General features: G+C 69.6%; 17 protein-coding genes. 7 read left to right on the top strand and 10 right to left on the bottom strand.

Annotated elements, in window-relative coordinates:
* Positions 1–302 precede the first annotated feature (302 nt).
* Positions 303–824, top strand: a complete 522-nt coding sequence (locus HUA78_RS07730; RefSeq protein ID WP_174454216.1) for an RNA polymerase sigma factor — start codon at positions 303–305, stop codon at positions 822–824.
* Here the strand turns inward: HUA78_RS07730 and HUA78_RS07725 are convergent.
* Positions 793–1,959 (bottom strand): hypothetical protein, encoded by a 1,167-nt coding sequence (locus HUA78_RS07725; RefSeq protein ID WP_174460925.1) that lies wholly within the window; start codon positions 1,957–1,959, stop codon positions 793–795. The genes HUA78_RS07730 and HUA78_RS07725 overlap by 32 nt on opposite strands.
* A 142-nt stretch (positions 1,960–2,101) precedes the next feature.
* Here HUA78_RS07725 and HUA78_RS07720 point away from each other — a divergent pair, with 142 nt between their 5' ends.
* The 3 genes from HUA78_RS07720 to fliB are packed head-to-tail and all read left to right on the top strand — an operon-like array spanning position 2,102 to position 6,983.
* Positions 2,102–5,449, top strand: a complete 3,348-nt coding sequence (locus HUA78_RS07720) for a TIGR02266 family protein (protein ID WP_174475984.1) — start codon at positions 2,102–2,104, stop codon at positions 5,447–5,449.
* 33 nt (positions 5,450–5,482) lie between these two features.
* On the top strand, positions 5,483–5,695 hold the full coding sequence (locus HUA78_RS07715) for a ClpX C4-type zinc finger protein (RefSeq protein WP_174454219.1): 213 nt from the start codon (positions 5,483–5,485) through the stop codon (positions 5,693–5,695).
* A 13-nt stretch (positions 5,696–5,708) separates the two neighbouring features.
* Positions 5,709–6,983 carry a flagellin lysine-N-methylase gene (gene fliB, locus HUA78_RS07710; RefSeq protein WP_174475983.1) on the top strand — a complete coding sequence of 425 codons (1,275 nt, stop codon included), beginning with the start codon at positions 5,709–5,711 and terminating at the stop codon, positions 6,981–6,983.
* 67 nt (positions 6,984–7,050) lie between these two features.
* Here fliB and HUA78_RS07705 read toward each other — a convergent pair whose 3' ends face one another.
* Positions 7,051–7,671, bottom strand: a complete 621-nt coding sequence (locus HUA78_RS07705; protein WP_174475982.1) for a DsbA family protein — start codon at positions 7,669–7,671, stop codon at positions 7,051–7,053.
* A gap of 157 nt (positions 7,672–7,828) precedes the next feature.
* On the opposite strand from HUA78_RS07705, the gene HUA78_RS07700 reads away from it, so the two are divergent.
* Positions 7,829–9,862 carry a S9 family peptidase gene (locus HUA78_RS07700; protein WP_141649157.1) on the top strand — a complete coding sequence of 678 codons (2,034 nt, stop codon included), beginning with the start codon at positions 7,829–7,831 and terminating at the stop codon, positions 9,860–9,862.
* A 53-nt stretch (positions 9,863–9,915) separates the two neighbouring features.
* Here the strand turns inward: HUA78_RS07700 and HUA78_RS07695 are convergent, their stop codons facing one another.
* The 8 genes from HUA78_RS07695 to HUA78_RS07660 all read right to left on the bottom strand — a co-directional run bounded on the left by HUA78_RS07695 (position 9,916) and on the right by HUA78_RS07660 (position 19,641).
* Complete coding sequence (locus tag HUA78_RS07695; protein ID WP_174475981.1) at positions 9,916–10,194, bottom strand: hypothetical protein; 279 nt, start codon at positions 10,192–10,194, stop codon at positions 9,916–9,918.
* Positions 10,195–10,245: 51 nt separating this feature from the next.
* Positions 10,246–10,689: a DUF1622 domain-containing protein gene (locus HUA78_RS07690; RefSeq protein ID WP_174475980.1), complete on the bottom strand. Its 444-nt coding sequence runs from the start codon at positions 10,687–10,689 to the stop codon at positions 10,246–10,248.
* Positions 10,690–10,844: 155 nt separating this feature from the next.
* Positions 10,845–12,599, bottom strand: coding sequence for a peptidase MA family metallohydrolase (locus HUA78_RS07685; RefSeq protein ID WP_174468655.1), 1,755 nt, complete (start codon positions 12,597–12,599; stop codon positions 10,845–10,847).
* Positions 12,600–12,610: 11 nt separating this feature from the next.
* Positions 12,611–15,754: a DUF4175 family protein gene (locus tag HUA78_RS07680; RefSeq protein WP_174475979.1), complete on the bottom strand. Its 3,144-nt coding sequence runs from the start codon at positions 15,752–15,754 to the stop codon at positions 12,611–12,613.
* 560 nt (positions 15,755–16,314) lie between these two features.
* Entirely contained in the window at positions 16,315–16,857 is a 543-nt protein-coding gene (locus tag HUA78_RS07675; RefSeq protein ID WP_141649414.1) for a MarR family winged helix-turn-helix transcriptional regulator, read from the bottom strand.
* 312 nt (positions 16,858–17,169) lie between these two features.
* Positions 17,170–18,882, bottom strand: a complete 1,713-nt coding sequence (locus HUA78_RS07670) for a dipeptidase (protein WP_141649415.1) — start codon at positions 18,880–18,882, stop codon at positions 17,170–17,172.
* 160 nt (positions 18,883–19,042) lie between these two features.
* Positions 19,043–19,396, bottom strand: a complete 354-nt coding sequence (locus tag HUA78_RS07665; RefSeq protein WP_141649416.1) for a helix-hairpin-helix domain-containing protein — start codon at positions 19,394–19,396, stop codon at positions 19,043–19,045.
* On the bottom strand, positions 19,393–19,641 hold the full coding sequence (locus tag HUA78_RS07660) for a hypothetical protein (RefSeq protein ID WP_163863983.1): 249 nt from the start codon (positions 19,639–19,641) through the stop codon (positions 19,393–19,395). The genes HUA78_RS07665 and HUA78_RS07660 overlap by 4 nt, the downstream gene beginning before the upstream one ends.
* A gap of 394 nt (positions 19,642–20,035) precedes the next feature.
* On the opposite strand from HUA78_RS07660, the gene HUA78_RS07655 reads away from it, so the two are divergent.
* Both HUA78_RS07655 and HUA78_RS07650 read left to right on the top strand, forming a co-directional pair.
* On the top strand, positions 20,036–20,932 hold the full coding sequence (locus HUA78_RS07655; RefSeq protein ID WP_174460931.1) for an MBL fold metallo-hydrolase: 897 nt from the start codon (positions 20,036–20,038) through the stop codon (positions 20,930–20,932).
* An 85-nt stretch (positions 20,933–21,017) separates the two neighbouring features.
* Positions 21,018–22,277: a dipeptidase gene (locus HUA78_RS07650; protein ID WP_174475978.1), complete on the top strand. Its 1,260-nt coding sequence runs from the start codon at positions 21,018–21,020 to the stop codon at positions 22,275–22,277.
* Positions 22,278–22,299: the final 22 nt, after the last annotated feature.

Genomic DNA, 22,299 nt, shown 5'->3' with positions numbered 1-22,299 from the left:
TTTTGCTGGGGGAGTCCCGCCGGATACGGCCTGAGTCAGACAGGTCCTTCGGGGTGTCTGAGATACCCCGGATATGGTTGCGAGCCGGAGGGAGCGGGAGGCGGAGCCTTTGTCGCCCGAGATGGATTTCCTGGGACAGCGTGCCCGTCATCCATGGGACTGGCTGTCTTGCCAATGTCTTGCAGTCTGGATTATGAAGAGAGGTCTTCGTCGACTGGCTGGTGGAAGGTGGACTCCGGTCGCGATGCGGTCGTGACGCTTCATGTTTCCGAACCGTGCGCCGACGACCCGGGTGGTCAGCCATGTCCTTTCCGCCAGCGCGGCGGCGAATCCCAGCGGGGGCATATCCCCCATGTCTGGAGTTGAGTGAACTCTATCTCCGACATGGGCGGGCCTTGCGTCAGCGGGCGCGGGCGTTGCTCGGAGGCGTGGACGAATCCGAAGACGTGCTCCAGGACGTCTTCCTGGCCATGCTGGCCAGCCCGGAGCTGCACCGGGGAGAGGCGTCGGTCTTCACGCTGCTGTCCCAGATGGTGACGCACAAGGCCCTGGACCGGTACCGGGCGCGAGCGCGCCGTCTGGTCTGGCACGCCCGACTGGGAAGTGAGGCCCGCTCCGATGATGGGGGCGAGAGCCTTCAGCGCGTCGAGGCAGCCAGGGATTTGCGTTGGATGGTCCGTTCCACGCCTGCCCAGGTCCTCACCGCCGCCCGCCTGCACTTCGTCGAGGGACACACGCAAGGCGAGGTCGCCGAGGTGCTCGGCGTGTCTCGAAAGACGGTGGTGCGCCTGCTCAAGCGACTGTGGGTCCAGGCCCGCTGCTGAGCGGCGCGCTGCCCAGCTTCAAATCCTTGTGCAGCCCCGCGTCGCGACTCACGCGCCAGATTTTCTGGTCCAGGTAGTAGTGGTGCAGCGCGAAGCCCCAGATGAAGCCCGACATGAAATCTCTCAGCGTCAGGCCCGCTCCCAGCGCGAGCTTCGCGTCGAACCCGCCACAGCCCGGATGCGCGCCAAAGCCACACCCCACGCCCCGGTACACCAACGTGAAGACCACGCCGCACACCGCGTAGATGAGGAAGCGCTGACTCACCTTCGGTGCCCAGCCGAAAGACGCCGCATCCGCGCCCGGTGAGTGATAGCGATTGCTGTGATAGAACCAGACGACGCCGTGGTACTGCACGTTGTGGAACGCCGTCACCGCCACGGCGAACATGATGAAGTCCATCCGCGCCGACACCGACGGCCAGAACACCACCGCCGACAGCCCCACCGCCGCCCCCATCATCAACAGCTTGGGCCCGTTCACCCGCTGACCTGTCCTCCACCGCCACACCTGCCGCCCCGCGCTCAGCACCCCCACCGCGAGCACCAGCGAGAAGCACGCCGCCGCGAGCACCGGCTCCCACGTGGGCGTCCCCGTCAGCCCCAACTGCTTGCGCGCTCCCGGATGCGTCACCGCGAACGCGACGAAGGGCGCGAGCAACCCCACATACAGCGTCACGCTGTCGAGCCGCCGGTCCACGAGCGACGTCTCGCCACCCTTGCGCTGGTACAGCGACATCAGCCCGTAGTGCTGTCGCACCACGTGCCAGTACGCCCACAGCGCGGCGAACGTGAGGAACAACAGGAAGGGCAGCTTGCTGCCCACCACCGTCGACACCGCGAAGCACAGGGGCCCCAGCGCGAACCACCCCAGACTCCCCAAGAGCAACCCGCGCCGCGTCTTCCACTCCCTCGCGTCCAGGTACGTGCGCGACACCGTCGCGAACAGGTGCGGCCCATCCAGCACCACCACCCACGCCCACCACAACGCCAGGCTGCTCACGCCACCCCAGACGTGAAGCCCGACAAGAGCGAGGCTCGCGCAGGCACCGCCCACCGTGGAAATCAGGTCGTGCCGGCGGTCGACGAGCCAGCCCGCGCGTGGCGCCTCGGAGGCGGTGAGAGGCAGAGTGCTCATGAGGCTCCTCGGGGACTCCACAAGATACAGGAAGGTGCAGGTAGGCCGCAGGCCCACCTGTCGTCGTCCATTGGCCGGTCGACCGACCAAGGGCCCAAAACCCTCTTGAGCCGGGCGCTGCGTACCGCGATGGTGGTGCGTTATGGATCAAGGCAGGCGCACCACGGACCGGAAGGCAGTCGGTCTGTTGGTGAAGCTCAAGCATGAAAGCGTGGGGAGCTTCGCGGAGGAGTTCGCCACCAACCTGAGCCCGGGCGGGATGTTCATCCGTTCGCGCACCCCCCAGCCCGTGGGGACACCCGTCAAATTCGAGGTGCAGATCGCCGGCGGCGTGCGCGTGCTGCATGGCACCGCCGATGTCCGGTGGATCCGCGAAGTGGGAGACCCCTCGGGCCCTCCCGGCATGGGCCTCCAGTTCCACGAACTGGACCCGGCCAGCCGCGCCCTCGTCGACATGATGCTCCTGCAGCGCAGGTCGGAGGCCGCCGCCGCCGTCGTCTCGCCGCTGCCCGCCATCGCGCCCTCCGTCGCCCCGCTGGCTCCCGCCATCGCGCCCCTGGCGCCGGCTGTCGCGCCCGTGCAGATCCGTCCCGCCGCGAAGCCCGCGCCTCGCGCGACGGAAGGCGTGGCGCTCGATTCGCTCTTCGACGACATCGAGGCCCCGCCCACCCCCACGCTGGATGAGCCCTTCGACTTCTCTCCGCCCGCCTCCGCGGAGAACGACGTGGATATTCCGCTCGAGGAGCTCATCGCGAGCACGCCGCCGCCCGTCTCGCTTCCGGATGACGAGCCGCTGCCCGGGTTCGAGTTCGAGATAGAGGCGGGACCGGGTGACGCACCCCTGGCCTTCGGGGAGGTGCTCGATGAGCCGGTGAGCCTCGACGAGGCGCCCATCGAGGTCGGCATCACCGTGGAAGAGGAGTCGGCTTCTTCCGCGCCGTCGCGCGCCAGCGGACCGCTGGAGTTCGACCTGGATATGTCCGAGGCGGCCCTCGCGCCGCCTCCTCCCGCTCCACGCGCGGCGCCGTCGCGGGCCAGCGGGCCGCTCGAGTTCGACCTGGACCTCAGCGAGGCGATGGAGGAGTCCCCTCCCACACCGCCCTCGCGCCCGGCCCCGCCTCCCGCGCGTCCCGCCGCGCCGCCGCCGGCTTCCACGTCGAGCGGTGGGAGCTTCGAGTTCGAGCTGGATTTCAGCGAGGCCGTGGAGGAGTCCCCTCCCGCGCGCCCCGCCGCCCCGCCGCCCGCCGTGGCTGCCAGGCCGAGCGGTGGAGCCTTCGAGTTCGACCTGGACTTCAGTGAGGCCGTGGAGGAGTCCCCTCGCGCAGCGCCTCCGCGCCCGGCCGCGCCGCCGCCTCCTCCGGCGTCCAAGCCGAGCGGTGGGAGCCTCGAGTTCGAGCTGGATTTCAGCGATGCCGTGGAGGAACTCCCTCCGGCGGCGCCGCCTCCGACGCGGACCTCGCCTCCTCCGCCTCCGTCCGCCACTCGCCCCGCTGGTGGCGGCCGCGAGTTCGACCTGGACCTGTCGGGGATGGGCGCGAGTCCCTCTCCCGGAGTCGCGGCGCCTCGGATGCCCGCGCCGCCTCCCGCCGCGGCCCGTCCTCCGCCTCCGCCCGCCGCGTTCCAGCCTCCACCGCCGCCGCCCTCGTTCCAGCCGCCGCCTCCGTCACCCGTGGCGGCCGCGTCGCTGCCCAATGTGCGCCGCGAGGCCCCTCGGGCTCCCGAGCCGGTGGGGACTCCCACGCTGCTCTCGCCGGCGTCAGCGAAGCCCGCGACACCGCTCGCCGCGCCCGCGCTGGATGAGCGGGGCCTGCCGAAGACGGTCTTCCTCCCGCCGCCTCCGCAAATCGTGGGTACGGGGCCCGTCATCGGCATCGACCTGGGCACCACCAACTCGTGCGTGGCGCTCTTGTCCAACGGGCGCCCCATGGTCCTTCGCTCGCGCGAGGGCTACAACACGATTCCGTCGGTCATCTCGCTCAACGCGCAGAACAAGCTGCTCGTCAGCCACCGCGCGAAGAACCAGCTCGTGTTGCGCCCGCAGCACACCATCTACGGCGCGAAGCGACTGGTGGGTCGTCCCTACGACAGCGCCGTGGTGAACCAGGTCCGCGAGCGCTTCCACTACGAAATCGTCCCCGATGCCGCCGGCCGCGCCGCCGTGCGACTGGCGGACAGCGTGCTCTCGCTGGAGGAGGTGCAGGCCATCATCCTCCGCGAATGCAAGGAGATGGCGGAGGCCCACCTCAATCAGAAGGTGGAGCGCGCGGTGGTGACGGTGCCCGCGTACTACTCCGAGCCGCAGCGCGAAGCGGTGCGCAAGTCCGGCATCCTCGCGGGCCTCAAGGTGGAGCGCATCCTCAACGAGCCCACCTCGGCGGCGCTCGCGTATGGCCTCAACCGCGAGCTGAACAAGAAGGTCCTCGTCTACGATTTGGGCGGCGGTACCTTCGACGCCACCATCCTCAAAATCGAGAAGAACGTCTTCGAGGTGCTAGGCACCGGCGGCGACATCTTCCTGGGCGGTATCGACTTCGACAACCTCATCGTCGACTTCCTCCTCCAGCGCTTCCAGGAGAAGGAGGGCATGGCCTTCAACGGCGACGGCATCGCCCTGTCGCGCGTCAGCGACGCGGCCGAGCGCGCGAAGATGGCTCTCTCCGAGCGCGCCAGCTTCGAGGTCCACATCCCCATGTTGATGATGGACGATGCGGGCCGCCCTCGTGACTTGCGTGTCGTGATGACGCGGCAGGAGCTGGAGAAGATTTGCGACCCGCTGCTCAGCCGCACCGTGGACGTGGTGCGCGACGTGCTGCTGGACGCGAAGCTGAAGGCCAGCGAGGTGGACGACATCATCCTCGTGGGCGGCATGAGCCGCATGCCCCTGGTGCGCGAAAAGCTCAAGGGCCTGTTCGGCAAGGGCCCGCAGGCGAGCGTCAACGCGGACGAGGCCGTCGCCCTGGGCGCGGCGCTCTACTCGGGCTCGGTGGACAAGGTGAGCAGCGTGGTGCTCATCGACGTGTTGCCCATGACGGTCGGCGTGGCGATGCCCGGTGGCGTCTTCAAGCGCGTCATCGAGCGCAACAGCCCGCTGCCCGCGCAGCGCTCCTTCGCCCTCAACACGACGAAGGACAACGAGGAGTTCCTGGAGTTGTCCATCTTCCAGGGCGAGGACAACCACATCTCCGCCAACGAGTACCTGGGCACGGTGCGCATCGAGGGACTGCCTCGGGGGCCGAAGGGCTCGGTGCGCGTCGCCGTCACCATCAAGCTCGATTCGGAGTGCGTGCTGCATGTCGAGGCTCGCGAGTACTCCACGCGCAAGGAAGTGAAGGCCACGCTGGCCACGCGTTACTCACCCGAGGAGCTCCAGAAGCAGCTCCAGGTGAGCAAGGAGTCGGTGAAGGCCGCCGAGGAGCGCCGTGGCGCGGACCTGAAGGAGCGCGCGGGTGGCTTCTGGGGCTTCGTGAAGAAAGCGCTGGGCCGCAAGTAGCGGGCACGCCGAGGGACGAAAGGACCGTACGTCTTGAGCCAGCACACTCCCTCCCGTCGGCGCTGCTCCTTCTGCGGCGCCCCCGAGCATCAGGCGGGCCCGCTGCGACAGGGCACCGGCGGCGCCACCATCTGCGATGCGTGCGTGGTGCGTCTGTTCGCCGAACTGGACCGGCAAGCCTTCGCCCCCAGCCCGAATCCGAAGGGGAACACCGCCACGCTCCACAGTGGCTCGGACGACGCCTGACCTCGGGAGCTCCATGTCGTCCGTCTCAGCGCCCCGGTACCTGACGCGCTTCCAGTGCCTCGCGGACGCGTGTGAGGACACCTGCTGCGCGGGGCTCGTCGTGCCGGTGAGTGATGCGCGTTGGCGCATCCTTCGCGACGTGGTGGCCGGTGGGCCCGATGCGGCGCGAGTCGAAGCGCTCGTGCTGCCGGACCCGGGCAGCGGCTCGGGCGCGGAGGCCGCGTACATCACCAAGCGCGAGGACGGGAACTGCTCGTTCCTCGACGAGCGCAAGCTGTGCGCGCTGCACCGGAAGTATGGCGAGGTCGCGCTGCCGGATGCGTGCGCGATGTTTCCGCGCGTGGCGACTCGCAGGGCAGGGCGGCTGGAGGTGACGGGCTCGTTCGGCTGTCCCGAGGTGGTGCGGCTGTGTCTGCTCGCGGAGGATGCGCTGGAGCAGGTGCCCGTGGACGCCTCGCTCGCGGCGCGGCCGGAGATTGCCCGGGTGCTGGGGGACGAGGACGCGTGGTCGGTGCACTCGGAGCGGGTGCGCGCCGTGGCGCTGCGCATCCTGGAGCGGCGTGAGCATCCGTTCGCCTCGCGGCTGTTCATGCTGGGCGAACTGGCGCGGCGGCTGGGGCCCTTCTACTTCCGGGGCACCGAGGTGTTCCGGGAGGAGGGCGCGGAGGCGCTGTTGACCCAGACGCTCGCGACGTTCGAGGACCCGGAGACGCTGGCCGCATTGCATGCGGCGGTCTCCCAGGTGTCGCTGCCTGGAGGACCGTGGGCGGGCATCTGCGGCATGGTGCTGAGGTCGCGCGTGGGGGCGGTGGGCAGCGAGCGATTCAGTGGCTGGGCTCGCGCGGTGCTGGCGTCCTACGGAGGGCCGCAAGCGGCGCCGGATGACGTCTGGGCCCGTTATGCGGCGCGCAGGGCTCGACTGGAGCCCGTGCTGGGCGCGCGCGTGGAGCAGTACTTCCGGCACCACGCGGTGAACCACTGGCTGCGCCATCCGTTCACCGATGCGCCGTCGGTGCTCGACTATGTCTTCAAGCTCGCGCTGCGGGCGGCGGTGTTGCGCTGGGTGCTTCTCGGCCATCCGACGGTGGTGGCGCTGTGCGAGCGCGACGACCTCGCGGCCACGCCAGAGGTCCGCGCCCAGCTCGACGCGGCGGCGGTGGAGTGCTTCCAGTTGAGCGCGAAGCACCTCGAACAGTCTTCCGAGTTGCACACGCTCGCCCAGGGACTCTCGGGCGGCGCGGGGCCGGACTCGCTGCCCCGGATGCTCGTGCTCCTCCAGGGCCTCTGAGCCTTGGGCTCAGGTCGCCGCGCGCGTCCGCACACGCGGCCGACCTTCGGCGGGAGTCTCCGCGCGCTCAGGTCGCCGAGCGCGGCTTCGCGCCCAGCCGCTCCATCGCCTGACGGAACACGGCGTAGTCCTGCGCGCCCTGGATGCCGAAGCGGTCTCCGAGCACGAACGTGGGCACCGCGCTGACGCCCATCTCCCGCGCCTCGCGCACCGCGTCGTCCACCACCTTCTCGAAGTGTCCGCCCTCCACGGCCTGCTGGAGCGCGTCCGGCTCCATGCCCACTTCCTCCGCCGCGCCGCGCAGCGTCTCCCACTGCCAGAGGTCCTGTCCCTCACTCCAGTACCGACGCAGCAGGGCCGCATGGTACGGCTCCAGTTTGCCCTGGGTTCGCGCGTACTCGGTCGCCTGGTGCGCCCGCTTCGTGGACGGAATGACGTCCCGGTCCACCATCTTCAACCCCGCCTGCGCCGCGCGCAGCTTCAAGGGGTTTTTGGGGTCCTTCATCTTCTCGCGGATGTGCGCGGGCAGGGGCAGCCCCTCGGGCGGCGTCTCCGGGCGCAGGAAGAACGGACGCCAGTCCACCTGGAGGTCGTACTCCTGGCTCAGCTTTTTGACTTCCTGCAGGCCGACGTAACACCACGGACAGACGAAATCGGACCAGACGCGGACGGTGACGGGTTCGCTCATGGCCCTCTCATTAACCCGGGCATACACGGGCCGCTCGCATGTTCCGAGGCCCCAGGGTGGACAGCGTCCAGAGGAGCGGGCACGGTCCACCCCCGTATGCCCCCAACCCGAGCGCTCGCCTGGAGGCCAGCGCCTGGGTCCACCCCAGGAGGACACCTTGTCGCTGTCGCTTGTCGCGGCCCTGGCCATCGCCGCCTCTCCGGCGCCCGCCCGGCCCCAGCCGTTCACCCACCACGACATGATTTCGATGCGCCGGCTGAGCAACCCGCGCGTCTCCCCGGACGGCAAACAGGTCGCCTACGTCCTGCGCTCCACCGACCTGGAAGCCAACCGGGGCCGCAATGACTTGTGGCTCGTCAACATCGACGGGAGCGGCTCGCGCCAGCTCACCTCGCATCCCGACTCGGACTCGGACCCCACCTGGGCCCCGGACGGCAAGAGCCTCTTCTTCCTCTCCTCGCGCGGCGGCTCCTCGCAGGTGTGGCGCCTGCCCGTGGACGGCGGCGAGCCCCTCGCCGTCACGAAGCTCCCCCTGGACGTGGGCAGCTTCCGCCTGTCCCCCGACGGCACGCGGCTCGCCGTGTCCATGGACGTGTTCCCCGACTGCACCTCCGGGCTGGAGTGCAACACCCAGCGCGAGACGGAGCGCTCCAAGCGCAAGTCCACCGGCCGCACCTACGACAAGCTCTTCGCCCGTCATTGGGACACGTGGAAGGACGGAAAGCGCTCGCACGTGTTCGTCGTCCCCGTCGCCGGCGGCACGCCCGTGGACGTGATGAAGGGCATGGACGCGGACGGCCCCACCAAGCCCTTCGGCGGCCCGGAGGAGTACACCTTCACCCCGGACAGCAAGAGCGTGGTCTTCACCGCGCGCGACGTGGGTCGCACCGAGTCCTGGTCCACGGATTTGGACCTCTTCGTGTCCCCGGTCGACGGCAAGGCGAAGCCGCGCAAGCTCACCGAGAAGAACCGCGCCACCGACACGAGCCCCGTCTTCAGCCCCGACGGCAAGACGCTCGCGTACCTCGCCATGGCCCGCCCGGGCTTCGAGGCGGACCGCTACCGCGTCATCCTGCGCACGTGGCCGGGTGGCCAGGAGCGCGTGCTCGCCGAGGACTGGGACCGCTCCGCCGGCTCGCTCGCGTGGAGCCCGGACAGCAAGACGCTGTACGCGTCCGCGGGCCACATCGGCCTGGTGCCCCTGTTCGCGCTGGACGTGGCAAGCAACCAGGTGCGCCAGCTCACCAAGGACGGTACCGACGACTCACCCCAGCCCGCGGCCAACGGCAGCCTGGTCTACGTGCATGACGACCTGGACTCGCCCGCGGACCTGCACGTCCTCAACGCGGACGGCACCTCCAAGCAAATCACCCAGGTGAACCAGGACGCGCTCGCGCGCATCCGCTTCGGCGGCTTCGAGCAGTTCGAGTTCCCCGGCTGGAACAACGAGACGGTGCGCGCCTACGTCGTGAAGCCGGTGGACTTCGACCCGAAGCGCCAGTACCCGCTGGCCTTCCTCATCCACGGCGGACCGCAGGGCTCCTTCGGCAATCACTTCCATTACCGGTGGAACCCCCAGGTCTACGCGGGCCGTGGCTACGTGGCGGTCATGGTCGACTTCCATGGCTCCACCGGTTACGGGCAGGCGTTCACCGACTCCATCCGTGACGACTGGGGCGGCAAGCCGCTGGAGGATTTGCAGAAGGGCCTGGCCGCCGCGCTGCAGCGCTACCCCTTCATCTCCAAGGAGAAGAAGTGCGCGCTCGGTGCCAGCTACGGCGGGTACATGATCAACTGGATTGCCGGCAACTGGCCGGACGGCTTCAAGTGCCTGGTCAACCACGACGGCATCCTCGACGAGCGCATGGGCTACTTCGACACCGAGGAGCTGTGGTTCCCGGAGTGGGAGCACAAGGGCACGCCGTGGGAGAACCCGGAGGGCTACGGCAAGCACAGCCCCATCAACCACGTGGCGAAGTGGAAGACGCCGATGATGGTGGTGCACGGCGGTCAGGACTTCCGCGTCGTGGAGACTCAGGGCCTGGGCACCTTCACCGCGCTCCAGCGCAAGGGCATCCCCTCCAAGCTGCTCTACTTCCCGGAGGAGAACCACTGGGTCCTGCGTCCCGCCAACAGCATCCAGTGGCACGACGAGGTGCTGGCCTGGCTGGACCAGTGGACGCGCAACTAGGCGCGTGACACCCCGGGGCCCGCGTCAGGCGAGCGGGCCCCGGTGGCCTTGCCCTACGGAACGACGAAGCAGTCGTCGATGCAGCGCTCCAGCACCTCGGAGCAGCTCTTGTCGGCGACACAGTCAGCACACTCCTCCACGGCGTCCTTCCGGCTGTCGGAGTCGCGGTCATCCACCCAGTCGTTGATGGTGTCCGCGCACTTCCCCGTGTCGAGGTCGGAGTTGAAGCACTCCTTGCGATAATCACAGATGGCGTCGGCGTTGCTGGAGCAGCCAGTAAGCACCGCGCTGAGCGCCAGGAGGGTCGTCACTGCGAGGTTTCGGATGGACATGGGGCGGTGTCCTAGCGCACCCAGTCGTGTTCGGGAAATAGCCCTTCTCGCTCAGTGTCGAGCGGCCTGCCGTGGGGGCCGAGGTCGGATGACCTTGCCGGGACGCGGAGGGGGCGGTGGTGGGCGGGGAGGGGAGGCGGTGGGACGCGTGTGTTCGCGCTCGGGCTGCCAGGGCCAGCGGCCCTCGAGCTCCACCGTCAGGGTGAAGCTGAGGAACGTCCGCACCAGGACGATGAGGCCCAGCACCAGGACATCGCGCAAGGTGGGCTCGTCGCTCACGGTGCGCAGGATGTCGGCGGCGACCAGGAACTCGAGGCCGAGCAGGATGGCGCGGCCCAGGTTCAGCCGGAAGAGGCGATAGGCCTCGGCGGGCGGGAGCCCCCGGTGCCGGAACAGCATCGCGACGAGGGCAATCAACGCGCCCAGGACCATGGCGCCGACGCCCGCGGCTTCCATCAGCCGGGCGGACAGCGAGACGAGCGGCCGGATGTCCATGACGACGCCTCCCCGGCTGAACCTGGACACTGCGAGGGCGGGCCTTCAGTGGCGGGCAGGCCCCTGCCTGTCGGCTCGCTCTCTGCCTGCTCCAGGCTCCACGCCGAGGCGCGCCGCGGGGACGGGCGCGCGTGCCCTGCTTTCCGTGTCGCGGCTCAGCGCCCCGCGTCCGTCGGTCCCGTGGCGGGCGCGACGGGCTTGCTCGGGGCGCCTCCCGTGGCGGGGACGTTGGTCTCCGACAGCACGCCCTCTTCGCGCAGGAACTGTTGCGCCAGTTGGTCGACCTCGGCGGGCTCCAGGCCGGTGAGCACCACCGTCGCCGCCTTCGCGCGGGTCGCCAGCGCCGTCTCGCCCAGCGCGCCGTGGATGCGCGTCAGCGCCACGTGGATTTCGGGGTCGAACGGGTCCGAGGCGAGCGCCTCCAGGTAGGCCGTCTTCGACTTCGGGTAGTCCTTGCGGTGCAGGAGGATGCGGCCCAGGTGCACGTTGGTGGCGGGCGAGCCCGGGTGCACGCGCAGGCTGCCGCGCAGCACGGACTCCGCTTCATCCAGCCGCTTCAACTCCAGGAGCGCCAGCGCGTACTTGTTGGAGACGGACTCGTACTTGTCGCCCACCAGCTTGTGCGCCTTGGCGTACTCCTCGGCGGCGGCCTTCACGCGGTTGCGCTCGCGCAAGAGTTCACCCAGGTGCGCGAACTTGCGCGCCGGCACCTCCGCCACCTCGTTGAAGTCGCCGAAGGAGATTTCACGGCCCTTCTTCTCGCCGTCCTCCTTCGACTTGTTCTTCGCGTCCTCCTTCAGCACCACGCGGTCGTCGCGCGGCACCAGCTCCGAGGGGAAGGGCTGCTTCTTGATGTGCGAAAGCCACGTCTTCTCGAAGAGGGCGAAGGGCATGCCCATGGCCGCCTCCACCGCCTTCTTGTCCGTCTGCCCGGCCTTCAGCTCGTGGACGACGGCGCGCAGCCCGGCCGAGCCCTTGGACTGGTGCACGTAGTCGATGGCGTAGAACACCTCCGCGAACGCGGTGGCCGCGTCCTCCGCGGTGGGCAACAGCGCGATGGACGGGTGCATCTTCTCGAACGGGATGAGCGTGTCCGCCTTCACGCGCTTGCCCAGGAGCGCCTGCGTGGACGGCGTCATCGCCAGGCCCGCCTTGCCGCGCCAGCGCGACTCCAGGAACTTGGCCAGGCCCTCGTGCAACCAGATGGGCACCGTGTTGCGGCTCATCTGACTGACGACCAGGTGGATGTACTCGTGCGCCAGCGTGTCCTGCCAGTCGTAGCCCTGCGCCACGGCCTTGGGACTGGTCACCATCAGCTTGTTGAACTTGCAGATGGCGATGGTGCCGGTGGTGCGAATCTGCTTCTCGGTGAGCGTGCTCACCTTGGACAGCTCGCGCGCGTTGTTCACCACCTCGACGCGAATCTTCCCGCCCGGCGGCGTCCAGCCCAGGTCCTCCGCCATGGCCCGGTGGATGGCCTCCAGCGTCTCCAGCGCGTAGGGCACCAGCACCGCTTCCTTGCCCTTCGGATAGAAGAAGATGAAGTGCTCGCTCTCCGCGCGCTCGTGGCTCTTGACGATGTCGCGCGTGTCCTTGGCCAGCCGCAGGTAGCTGCCCGGCTTGTCCTCGATGTTGGCGCCTTCCAGGAGCCCCACCGCGTCGTCGTAGCGGCCCTCCTCGAAGGCCACGCGGCCCTGGTAGTACTTCAAGGGCTCCACGTCGGAGGGAATCAGCTGCTCCACCGCGGCCAGCTCGCGCTTCGCCCCGGGCACGTCCCAGTCGTCCAGGCCCTGCTCCACCTGGCCCAGGCGCGTCTTCACCTCGTCCTTGAGGGAGGACGCGTCCTGCGCGACGGCGGGCGTGGCCACACCCAGTCCTAGGGCCAGCGCGAGGGCCACCCAGCGATTCATCCGGCGGTCTCTCACTTCACCAGCTCCTCGTAGTAGCGCTTCACCTGCTCGCGGTACTTCTCCGGCGCGCCCTGCTTCATCGCGTCCAGCAAGTCCTTGCGGAACTCCTTGGGGGCCTGGAACGCGTCCTCGTCGGGCAGCTCCACCTCGTCCTTCGGGTCCCTGCCGGAGTTGCCCTGCTTGCGCCCGCTCATCCCACCGGGAAGCGGCAGCCCGCCCTTGCGGCCCTTCTGGCCCTGCTGCATCTGCTGCTGGAACTGGCGCAGGCCCTCCAGCGCGGCCTGCTGCTCGCCGTAGCCGCGGCCCGGGTCCTTGCCCTGCATCCGCTGCGCGGCCTCGCCCATGCGCTGGCCCACGCCCTCCATCTGCTGCGCGGCCTCCTCGCCGAACAGCGGCGCCGTCTGCTCCATCTCCTCCATCTGCTGGCGCAGGTTCTGCGCGCGCTGCTCCAACTGCTGCTGCTGCTCGGAGAGCTGCTGGAGCTGCTGCTTCTCCTGCTGGGAGAGCTGCGAGCCCGGGGGAGGGAAGAGCGACTGGAGCTGCTTGTTCACGTCCTGCACGTTGCGCGCGTCGCGGTCCAGGCGCTGGGCCAGCTCCGAGGACTGCTGCCGCACCTCGGGCGGGTTGCCGAACATCTCGTCGAGCTGCTTCTGCTGCTCACCCATGCCGGCCAGCTGCCGGGCCGCGTCCTCGGCCCGGGCGGCGGCCTCCGCGGCCAGGTCGAAGTCGTTCACCTTCAGCGCGCTCTCCACGTTGCGCAGCTCCGACTGGGCCTCTTCCAGCGGCCGGGCGGCGCGGCTGTTGAGGTGCTCCGGGTTGAGCTTGTCGTAGCTCTGCTGGGCCTGCTGCACCTTGCGCATCAGCTCGTTCTTGATGGACTCGCCGCGCTCGGAGAGGCGCTCCTTGTTCTGCGCGCGGGCCTGGTCTCGCAGTTGTCGCGTCTGCTCGGCCACGCGCTGCTGCTCGTCCACGGTGCCCTTGAGGTCCTCCATGAACTTGCCGAACTTCTCCGCGAGCTCCGGGTACTGCTCGCCGCCGAACTCCTCGTTGGCTTCGTCCAGGCCCTTGAGCATCTCGTCCATCTGCATGCCCAGCTCTTGAAGCTTCGCGAGCGCCTCGTCCGTCTTGCCCTCGCGCATCAGCTTCTCCACCTCGTCCAGGGCGCTCTGCATGTCCTGGTCCTTCATCATCTCGGACAGGGCCTCGGCGTTGAGGTGCTCGTCGCGGATGCCCTTGCGCATCTCCGCCATGCGCTGCATCAGCTCCTGGATGCGCGCCTTGAGCTGCTGAATCTGCTCCATCACCGCCTGGCGCGCGGCCTCGTCGGGGTTGGCCTTGAACTGCTCAATCAGGCGCGACAGCTCTCGCCGCTCTCCGGCCAACTGCTTGCCCATCTCCTGGAGCGCCTCCAGCTTCTGCCGGTCCAGCAGCGCCTCCAGGTAGAGGATGTCCTTCTCCAGCTCCGCGATTTCCTCCGTCACCACGCCGGACAGGCGGTTGCCGGTGCCCCAGTCCTCGCCCCGCGCGCGCTGGGTGCGCAGGTAGAGGCGGCGGAAGTCCGCGGTGCCGTTGATGTGGCTGCCCAGGGACTCGGAGATGTTGGCGAGCGCGGAGACCAGCTCGGTGGGCACGTCGCGCTCGCGCGACAGCGTCTGCGCCAGGGTGCGCATGTCGGTGATGAGCTGCTGGCCACTGGTGTCCACGGACGCGGCGGTGGCGATGGCCTGGGCGTCCTTCTGCTTGTCGCGGTCCGGACCCTCCAGCCGGTCCGCCAGGTGGTCCACCATGCGGCCCCACAGCTGCTCGGCCTTCTCCAGCGCGGCGCGGTGGTGCTCGGCGGCGGAGTAGATGCGCAGCACCTGCGTGCGGCTGACACCCTTCTTGGGGCCGTCCACCGCGTCGTTGTCCTGCGCCTCGACGAAGTAGGTAATCCGGTCGCCGGCGTCCATCTTGAGCGAGCCCAGATCCCAGGTGTACGTGTCGCGGCTGCGCCGGCCGTCCTCGCGACGCAGCGGCACGCGCGTGTCCTTCTGCGCGCCGGGCGTGCGGAAGACGAGCGACAGGCCGGACAGGCCGTAGTCGTCGGTGGCTTCGTACTTGAGCGTCACCTTCTGGTTGGGGTCGACCTCCAGCTCCGCGGCGGGCGTCATCAGCGTCACCTGGGGCGCCTTGTCCGCCTCCACGGTGAGCGGGATGTCGGGGCCCACCGCCAGGGGCTTCTCGCGCCGGGCGTAGAAGACGAAGTGGTAGTGGCCGGTCTGCTTCGCGATGAAGGTGCCTTCCAAATCGCGGTTGCCGGTGACCTTGAGCGGCACCGACTCGGTGTTGATGACCAGCTCCGCGCGCTCCACGGGGCGGTCCGAGCGCGTCTTGATGAGAATCTCGGTGCCGGCCGGGGCGCTCACGGCGCCGTCGGTGCCGGGCACGGTGCGCTGGGACAGGCCGGTGTACGCGGGGTAGCGGTACGTCAGCTCGATGTCGCCGGTGATGGGTTCGACCTGCGTCGGGGCCTCCGGAGCGCGCGCCACCTCGAGGATGCGCTTCAGGCCCGCGGCCCACTTCTCACCGAAGAGCCCCAACACCAGCGCGAGCACCAGCAGCACGCCGCACGCGGCCAGGGCGCTGCGCTGCACGGGGCGTCCGTCGACGATGGAGCGCACGTCCACGGTGCGCACCCGCGTGTCCATCTGCGCGAGGAAGGCCTCCGCCAGCTCCGGCGAGCCGTTGGCGTGTCCGCCCTGCTCGCGCCGCAGCTCCACCGCGGCCAGCACGTCCAGCGACAGCTCCGGCCGGCGCTGGCCCACCAGTCGGGCGGTGAGCAGGTCGTCGCCCACCCGTCGCCGCGCGAGCCACAGTCCGAAGATACACGCCACCGCGGCGCCCAGGGGCACGGCCATGCCGAGCAGCGACCCGCCCAGGCGCGGGGCCACGAGTCCCAGCAGGCCGCCCCCCACCCACAGGAGGCAGGCGGCCATGAAGCCCAGCGCGAGGCCCTGGAGCCACAGGTACCGGCGCTGCCGGGTGCGCACGGCGGAGAGCAGGGCTTCCACGCCACGGCCCCGCGAGGACCTGCCCACCAGGGTGGGCGAGGCCGGAGGCGGAGGTGGCGGGGGCGGCAGCTCGGGGCCTGGGCTCTGCGGGGTGTCGAGGTTCACGCTGTCCTGTCCGCTCAGTGGCGAGGCAACTCCCGGCGGAGGTGCCTATTTCCCGATTCTCTAGCAACGTCCGACGGGCCGCGAGGTGCTTGGGCCCACGGATTTCACCCAGGATGGGCGGGGCTGTCCGCCGCCGGAAGCACGCGACCGGCGGAGGGTCCGGGAGGCAACGCGGCAAATGCCCCCGTTCGTCCCGTCCGAGGCCGCCAAGTGCCCGTCATGACTCGCGAGTGGGGGACGCAGCCCCTTCCCTCGGACTGGGCACCGGGGGACACGGACGCCGAGCAGGCGGGGCCGCGAGACGAAGTCCCACCCTGCCTCGGGTCTCTCGGCGGTGGGGTGGGGCGCGTCGAGGGTCCGCCCTGAACGCCGCCCTGACGGCGGTGATGGGGCGCGTCGCCCACGCTGAACGCCGCCCTGACGGGCCAGGGGTTCGTGGAGAGGCGGGGAGGGGGCCGGGAGCGTCGAGGGCCTGCGCGGAGGCGGCACCGGTCGACGCTCGTGGAGTTTGAAGCGACCGAGCGGAGGCCCGCCGAAAGGGCGGGCCGTGACACGCCTGTTCAGCGAGCGTCCGACTTCTTCGCGGTCGGGTCGGCGAGGTCTTCTTCCGGAGGCGGTACGCCACCCAGCTCCTGGGCGAGCGCGGTGAGCACGTCCTGGGTGCAGAGGATGCGGTTGCGCGACATCCGGGAGAGGACGCGCGCCACGGCCGACTCGACGGTGCCCTCGGAGGGAACGTCCAGCCCGCGTCCAGTCTCCGTGAGGGCGAACAGCGCCTTGCGTCCGTCCAGCGGGTCCGACTTGCGCTCCAGCAGGCCGCGCTTCTCCAGCCGCTTGAGCACGCCCGTCAGGGTGCTCGGGTGGACGTGGAGAATCTGGGCGAGCGTGCCGGCGGTGATGCCCGGGAAGCGACCCACCAGGCGGATGACGAGCCGCTGCGGACCGGTGAGGCCCAGCGTCGACTCCATTCGCTTCGAGGTGGATTGGAGCCCGTGGTCCACGGCCCACAGCAGGCGCATGAACTCGAGCACTTCTCCGAGCGGCGGGCCCTTGGGCCGCTCACCTTCCTGGGGTTCAGGCTCCCCACTGGCCGTGTCCTTCATGACTTCATCTTCCCTCACCTGCCGCCTCCCTGTCTCTGCCAAGTCTTTTGAGTCGCAGGAGGTCTATCTCTTCGCGGTCCCCCCTGCCGTGTAGATTTCGTTGTGTATCAGTCACCGGCAAGACGTGGGTGAGGCATTCAGCGCCCGCCAGGTCTGCCTTCCAAAGCCCACGCCCGGAAGCCCTCGAAGGGGGCGCCCGTCTGCCCACCTCGTGGGGTGGGAGGCGGGGGCGCCCTGCCCGAGCGCCCCCGCTCGGTGGAACAACCCTGGGCGCCCCTCCCGGACCCGGATCCGGGAAAGGGGCCAGCGGGCCTACGGGGCGGGCGCCACCGTGGGCTTCGACGCGGGCGCCGGCGCCTTCTGTGCGGGGGCGGGGGCCGGAGCCGCGACGGGCTTGGGCTCCTCGGGCTCGGGAGGCATCTCCACGCTCTTTCCGCGCTCCTGGGCGATGCGCCGGTACCAGCTGTCCGGGTACTTGGGGTGGTTCACCTTGCCCTGCTCGTCGCGGACGTTGCCGTCGATGTACTTCACCAGCAGCGTCTCCCCGAGCTTCTTCCAGCGCGCATGGACCTTCTCGCCCTGCTGCACCGAGTAGGTGGTGAGGTACTGCCGCGCCTCTTCCGGGCTGCGCTTGTAGTGCTCCAGCGCCGTCTTCTCGATGTCGGCCTGGTCCGCGAGGAACTGGCCCTCCAGCGCGCCCTGCTCCTTGTGCACGTCCACGGAGATGTCGCTCCAGCGCGCATACGCCTGGTTGGACACCCAGTTGAAGACCCAGAAGGAGGAGTCCCAGGAGAACGCCCCACGGCTGGCCACGCCCTGGGAGAAGTTCCTCGGCACCTGCCGGATGCCCGCGTACATCGGCGTGTAGACCGTCATGGACGTGTCATCCACGCCGAACCAGAGCACCCCGCCGATGGGCGCCGGCATGGAGGCGCGCATCTGCGCGACGAAGGAGAAGCCCGTCTGCTGCGTGGAGATGGCGCGCTCGTGGACGTACTTCTTGCCGTCCACCTCCCACGTCATCGGCCGCCAGCGGTAGGGCGCCGCGTAGGGGCCCGCGCCCACGTCCTTGGACATGTCGAGCGGCGTGTTGTCGAAGTGGTCCCGCATCAGCGACATCACGTCCTGCACGGACAGCTTCTTGTCCGGCTTGACCCACAGGGGCAGCCGCTTGGCCGGCGCGGAGCCATCCGCGTACTCCGGACCGTAGTTCTTCGACGGCGCCGCGCGCCGGAAGATGCTCCACACCCGCGCCTCGGAGAAGCGCTGCCCGCCGAAGTCGAGCGGGTTGTACGTCTGCGCGAAGCTGAAGTCCTTGTCCGCGCCCTTGAACCAGCCCTTCTCGCGCGCGAAGGAGACGACGTCCGGCGAGAACAGCACGTTGTCCGGGTCGTTCATCGGGAACTGCTCGATGCGCGCCTGGTTGGCGTGCGCGGTGATGTGCCCTTCCGGCAGCCGACGAGCCACCCACACCGCGCCCTTCTGACCGGCGCCCTTGCCAATCAGCTCCAGCAGCCACGCCTCCTTCGGGTCGGCGATGGAGAAGGACTCACCGGTGGACGCGTAGCCGTGCTCGGCCACCAGCTTCGTCATCACCGTGATGGCCTCGCGGGCCGTCTTGGAGCGCTCCAGCGCGATGTAGATGAGCGAGCCGTAGTCGACGATGCCCGCCGGCCCCTCCAGCTCCTTGCGGCCGGAGAAGGTGGACTCGCCGATGGACAGCTGGTGCTCGTTCATGTTGCCGACGACGGAGTACGTCACCGGCGCCTCGGGGATGCGCCCCAGGTGCTTGCCGGTGTCCCACTCGATGATGTCGCGCATGGCGCCCGCGGCGTGGCGGCGCGCGGGCGTGTAGTACAGCTCGCCGTACAGCTCGTGCGCGTCCGCGGCGTAGGTCATCAGGGTGGCGCCGTCCGCCGTGGCTCCCTTGTTGACCAGCATGCTGGTACACGCGAGCACGGGCGGAGCAACCAGCGCGGCCGAGACGGGCAGCGCGGTGAGCAGTCGGGGCAGTCGTCGGTTCATGGCGGCGGATGCTCTACCAGCCGGGTTCCAGATACAAACCTCACGTGCACCGCGCCTGGCCGCTCCCCTGGCGCGAAGCCGGGACTCGACAGGGCCACCGCCCGGGCCACGAGGTAGACCCGGGCGGCGACCCCACTCCCCAGTGAATGGATGCGTCGTGTCAGTTGTTCGTGGCGACCACCTCCTTTCCTTCGGGAGGCGGAGGCACCTGCTCGACCTTCAAGGTGGTGGGCCCGCTCAGCGTCAGGTGCGGCTTGAGCTTGAGGAACTTCTTGCGCCCGAAGCCCTTCACCCGCACCAGCTCCTCCACGCGCTGGAAGGGGCGCTTGCCCCGGTGCTGGATGATGCGCTGCGCCGCCGAGTCACCGACCCCCGGCAGCAAGTCGAGTTCCGCGGCCGTCGCTTCGTTGAGGTTCACCACGCCCGAGTACTGGGTGCGCAGCCGCGCGGCGTCCGCCACGCCGGGCTTCCCCACCAGGAGCACCAGCGCCAGCAGTCCCCACGCGGCTCTCACGAGTGGCCCCCCACCGGCGCCGCGTCCAGCCCCACCTCGGGCGCGTACCGTCCGCCCACCCCCGGCGTGTCCCGCTTCTCCGCCGCCTCTCGCACGTGCAGCTTGCCGTCCAGCGGCAGCACATCCAGCAACACGTTCAGCGAGCCGTCCTTGTTCACGAACGCGCTTCCCGCCCGCACCCAGATGCTCCCGCCCTTGCCCTCGCGAATGGAGAACACCGCCAGTCGCTTCCCCGCCATCAGCATCTTCCGCCTCCACACTCCACACCGCGCCACCACGGCGCGACCGCCTCGCCGGCTCGACCGCCTGAGGTCGACACCTGCTTGAGCAGTCGCCGTGCCAGGGCCGTCTCCCTCGGAGGAGCGTTCTGGCCCCCGTGCAAGCATCCGCGAGGTGTCCCACCGCGAGGACGGGCGAAGAGGCTCCAGTGGCTTCTCAAGAGGCAAGAGCGCGTCGGCACCCGGTTCCACGCATCGAGGGCGGGGGCTCGCGAACGGTGCACGCGCTTTGGCGTGGAGGTTCGGGGGATTCCGCTCGACGGCAGGGGTGGCGTGAGAGAAGTGCACATGCGTCGGGAATGAATGGGCTCCCGGTTTGCTAAGACGCCCGCCGACGCATCCCCCGTCGTCTGGAGGTCGCATGAAGGCCGTCGCCGCCGTGCTCGTCCTGCTTCCCTGTCTCGCGCTCGCGCAGGAGCGTGACTTCTCCCAGGTGGAGGTGCGCGCCACGCCGGTGGCGGGCAACATCCACCTGCTCCAGGGGGCCGGCGGCAACATGGCCGTGTCGGTGGGGCCCGACGGTGTGCTCCTCGTGGATGACGACTTCGCCCCGGTCATCGACAAGGTGCGCGCGGCGTTGAAGACGTTGAGCAAGCAGAAGCTCGTCTATGTCCTCAACACGCACGTGCACAGCGACCACACGGGAGGCAACGCGGTGCTCGGGCGCGAGGCGACGCTGGTGGCGCATGACGCCGTTCGCGCGCGGATGTCGAAGCCGAGGGTCCGCCGGGGCGAGACGCTGCCTCCCGCGCCGGAGCATGCGCGCCCCGTGCTCACCTTCCAGCAGGGGCTCAGCCTCTGGTTCAACGGCGAGGAGGTGCGGATGACGCACCTGCCATCGGGCCACACGGATGGCGACAGCGCGGTGCTGTTCGTGGGCAGCAACGTGCTGCACCTGGGCGACCAGTTCTTCACGGACCGCTTTCCCGTCATCGACCTGGAGGCGGGAGGCAGCGTGGAGGGCTACGTGCGCAACGCGGAGGGCGTGCTCGCGAGCCTGCCCTCCGGCGTGCGCATCATCCCGGGCCACGGCGCGCTCGCGGGGCGCGAGGACCTGGAGCGCTTCGTCGCCATGCTGCGGGAGACGACGGCGCTCGTGCGTCGCAAGAAGGTGGCGGGCCTGACGCTCGACCAGGTGAAGGCAGAGGGCCTGCCGGAGAAGTACCGGAGCTTCGGCGAGGGCCACGTCAAGACGGAGAAGTGGCTGGAGGTCGTCTACACGGGACTGGGGCTGGTGGGGCAGGGCAAGCGCCCCTGATGAGTCCAAGGTGGACCGTCGCGACTTCATCCCGCCCTGGCTCCGTGGGAGAGTCCCCCGCGTCCCGTCGTTCCGAGGTGTCCGCGTGAACCGCTCCGTCCTCGCCGCCCTGCTCCTCCTGGGCGCGCCCTCCCTCGCCGCCGCTCCCGCCGCGCCGTCGCCCAGCTCCGCGAAGGCTCGCGCCATCCACGAGTCGGCGCTCATCATCGACACGCACGTGGACACGCCCCTGCGCATGCTCGGAGAGGGCTTCGACGTGGGCTCCCAGCCGCCCAATGGCCAGGGGCACCTGGACCTGTCCCGCGCCCGTGCCGGCAACCTGGGCGCGGCCTTCTTCTCCATCTGGGTGGAGCCCAAGGAGTTCGCCGGCCAATTCACCCACCAGTCGCTGCGCATCATCGACTCGGTGCTCAGCGCCGTGGAGAAGCACCCGGACCAGATGGTGCTCGCCCTGTCCTCGAAGGACATCGTCGCCGCGCGCGCCGGCAAGCAGAAGAGGCTCGCCACGCTCATGGGCGTCGAGGGCGGCCACTCCATCCAGAATGACCTGGGCGTGCTGCGCGACTTCTACCGGCTGGGCGTGCGCTACATGACGCTCACCTGGTCCAACACGAACGAGTGGGCGGACTCGTCGGGCGATATCAGTGACGCGTCGGTGAAGCACCACGACGGCCTCACCGACTTCGGCCGCGACGTCGTCCGCGAGATGAACCGGCTGGGCATGCTCGTGGACATCTCCCACGTGTCCGACAAGACGTTCTTCGACACGCTGAAGGTGACGCGCGCGCCCGTCATCGCGTCGCACTCGTCCGCCCGCGCGCTCACCAACCACCCGCGCAACATGACCGACGAGATGCTCAAGGCCGTCGCCACCAACGGCGGCGTGGTGATGGTGAACTTCTTCTCCGCCTTCATCGACGACACCTACCGCACGTCCTACGCCGCCATGGCCACCGAGCGGAAGGCCGCCCAGGACGCGGTGGAGGCGAAGCACAAGGCCTCGGACCCCGTCACCCGCTACCGCGCGAACTCCCAGGCGAGCTGGGAGTGGGCCGCGAAGGTGCAGCGCCCTCCGCTCGAATCCCTCATCAACCACATCGACCACATCGCCAAGGTCGCGGGCGTGGACCACGTGGGCCTGGGCTCGGACTTCGATGGCATCAACTCCTCGCCGCAGGGCATCGACTCGGTGGCGGACCTGCCGCGCATCACCGAGGCGCTGGTGGCCCGGGGCTACACCCGCGAGCAGCTCCACAAGATTCTGGGCGGCAACCTGCTGCGCGTCTTCCGCGAGGCGGAGCGTGTCAGCCGTGAGCTGCGCGCCCCCCCGAGCGTCCAGCGCTGAGTCATCCGCGACGGGCGCGAGG

Source organism: Myxococcus sp. CA033 (assembly GCF_013336625.1).
GTDB lineage: Bacteria > Myxococcota > Myxococcia > Myxococcales > Myxococcaceae > Myxococcus > Myxococcus llanfairpwllgwyngyllgogerychwyrndrobwllllantysiliogogogochensis.
Note: the sequence above shows the minus strand (reverse complement) of the source record. Positions and strands in the feature narration are given on the sequence as shown.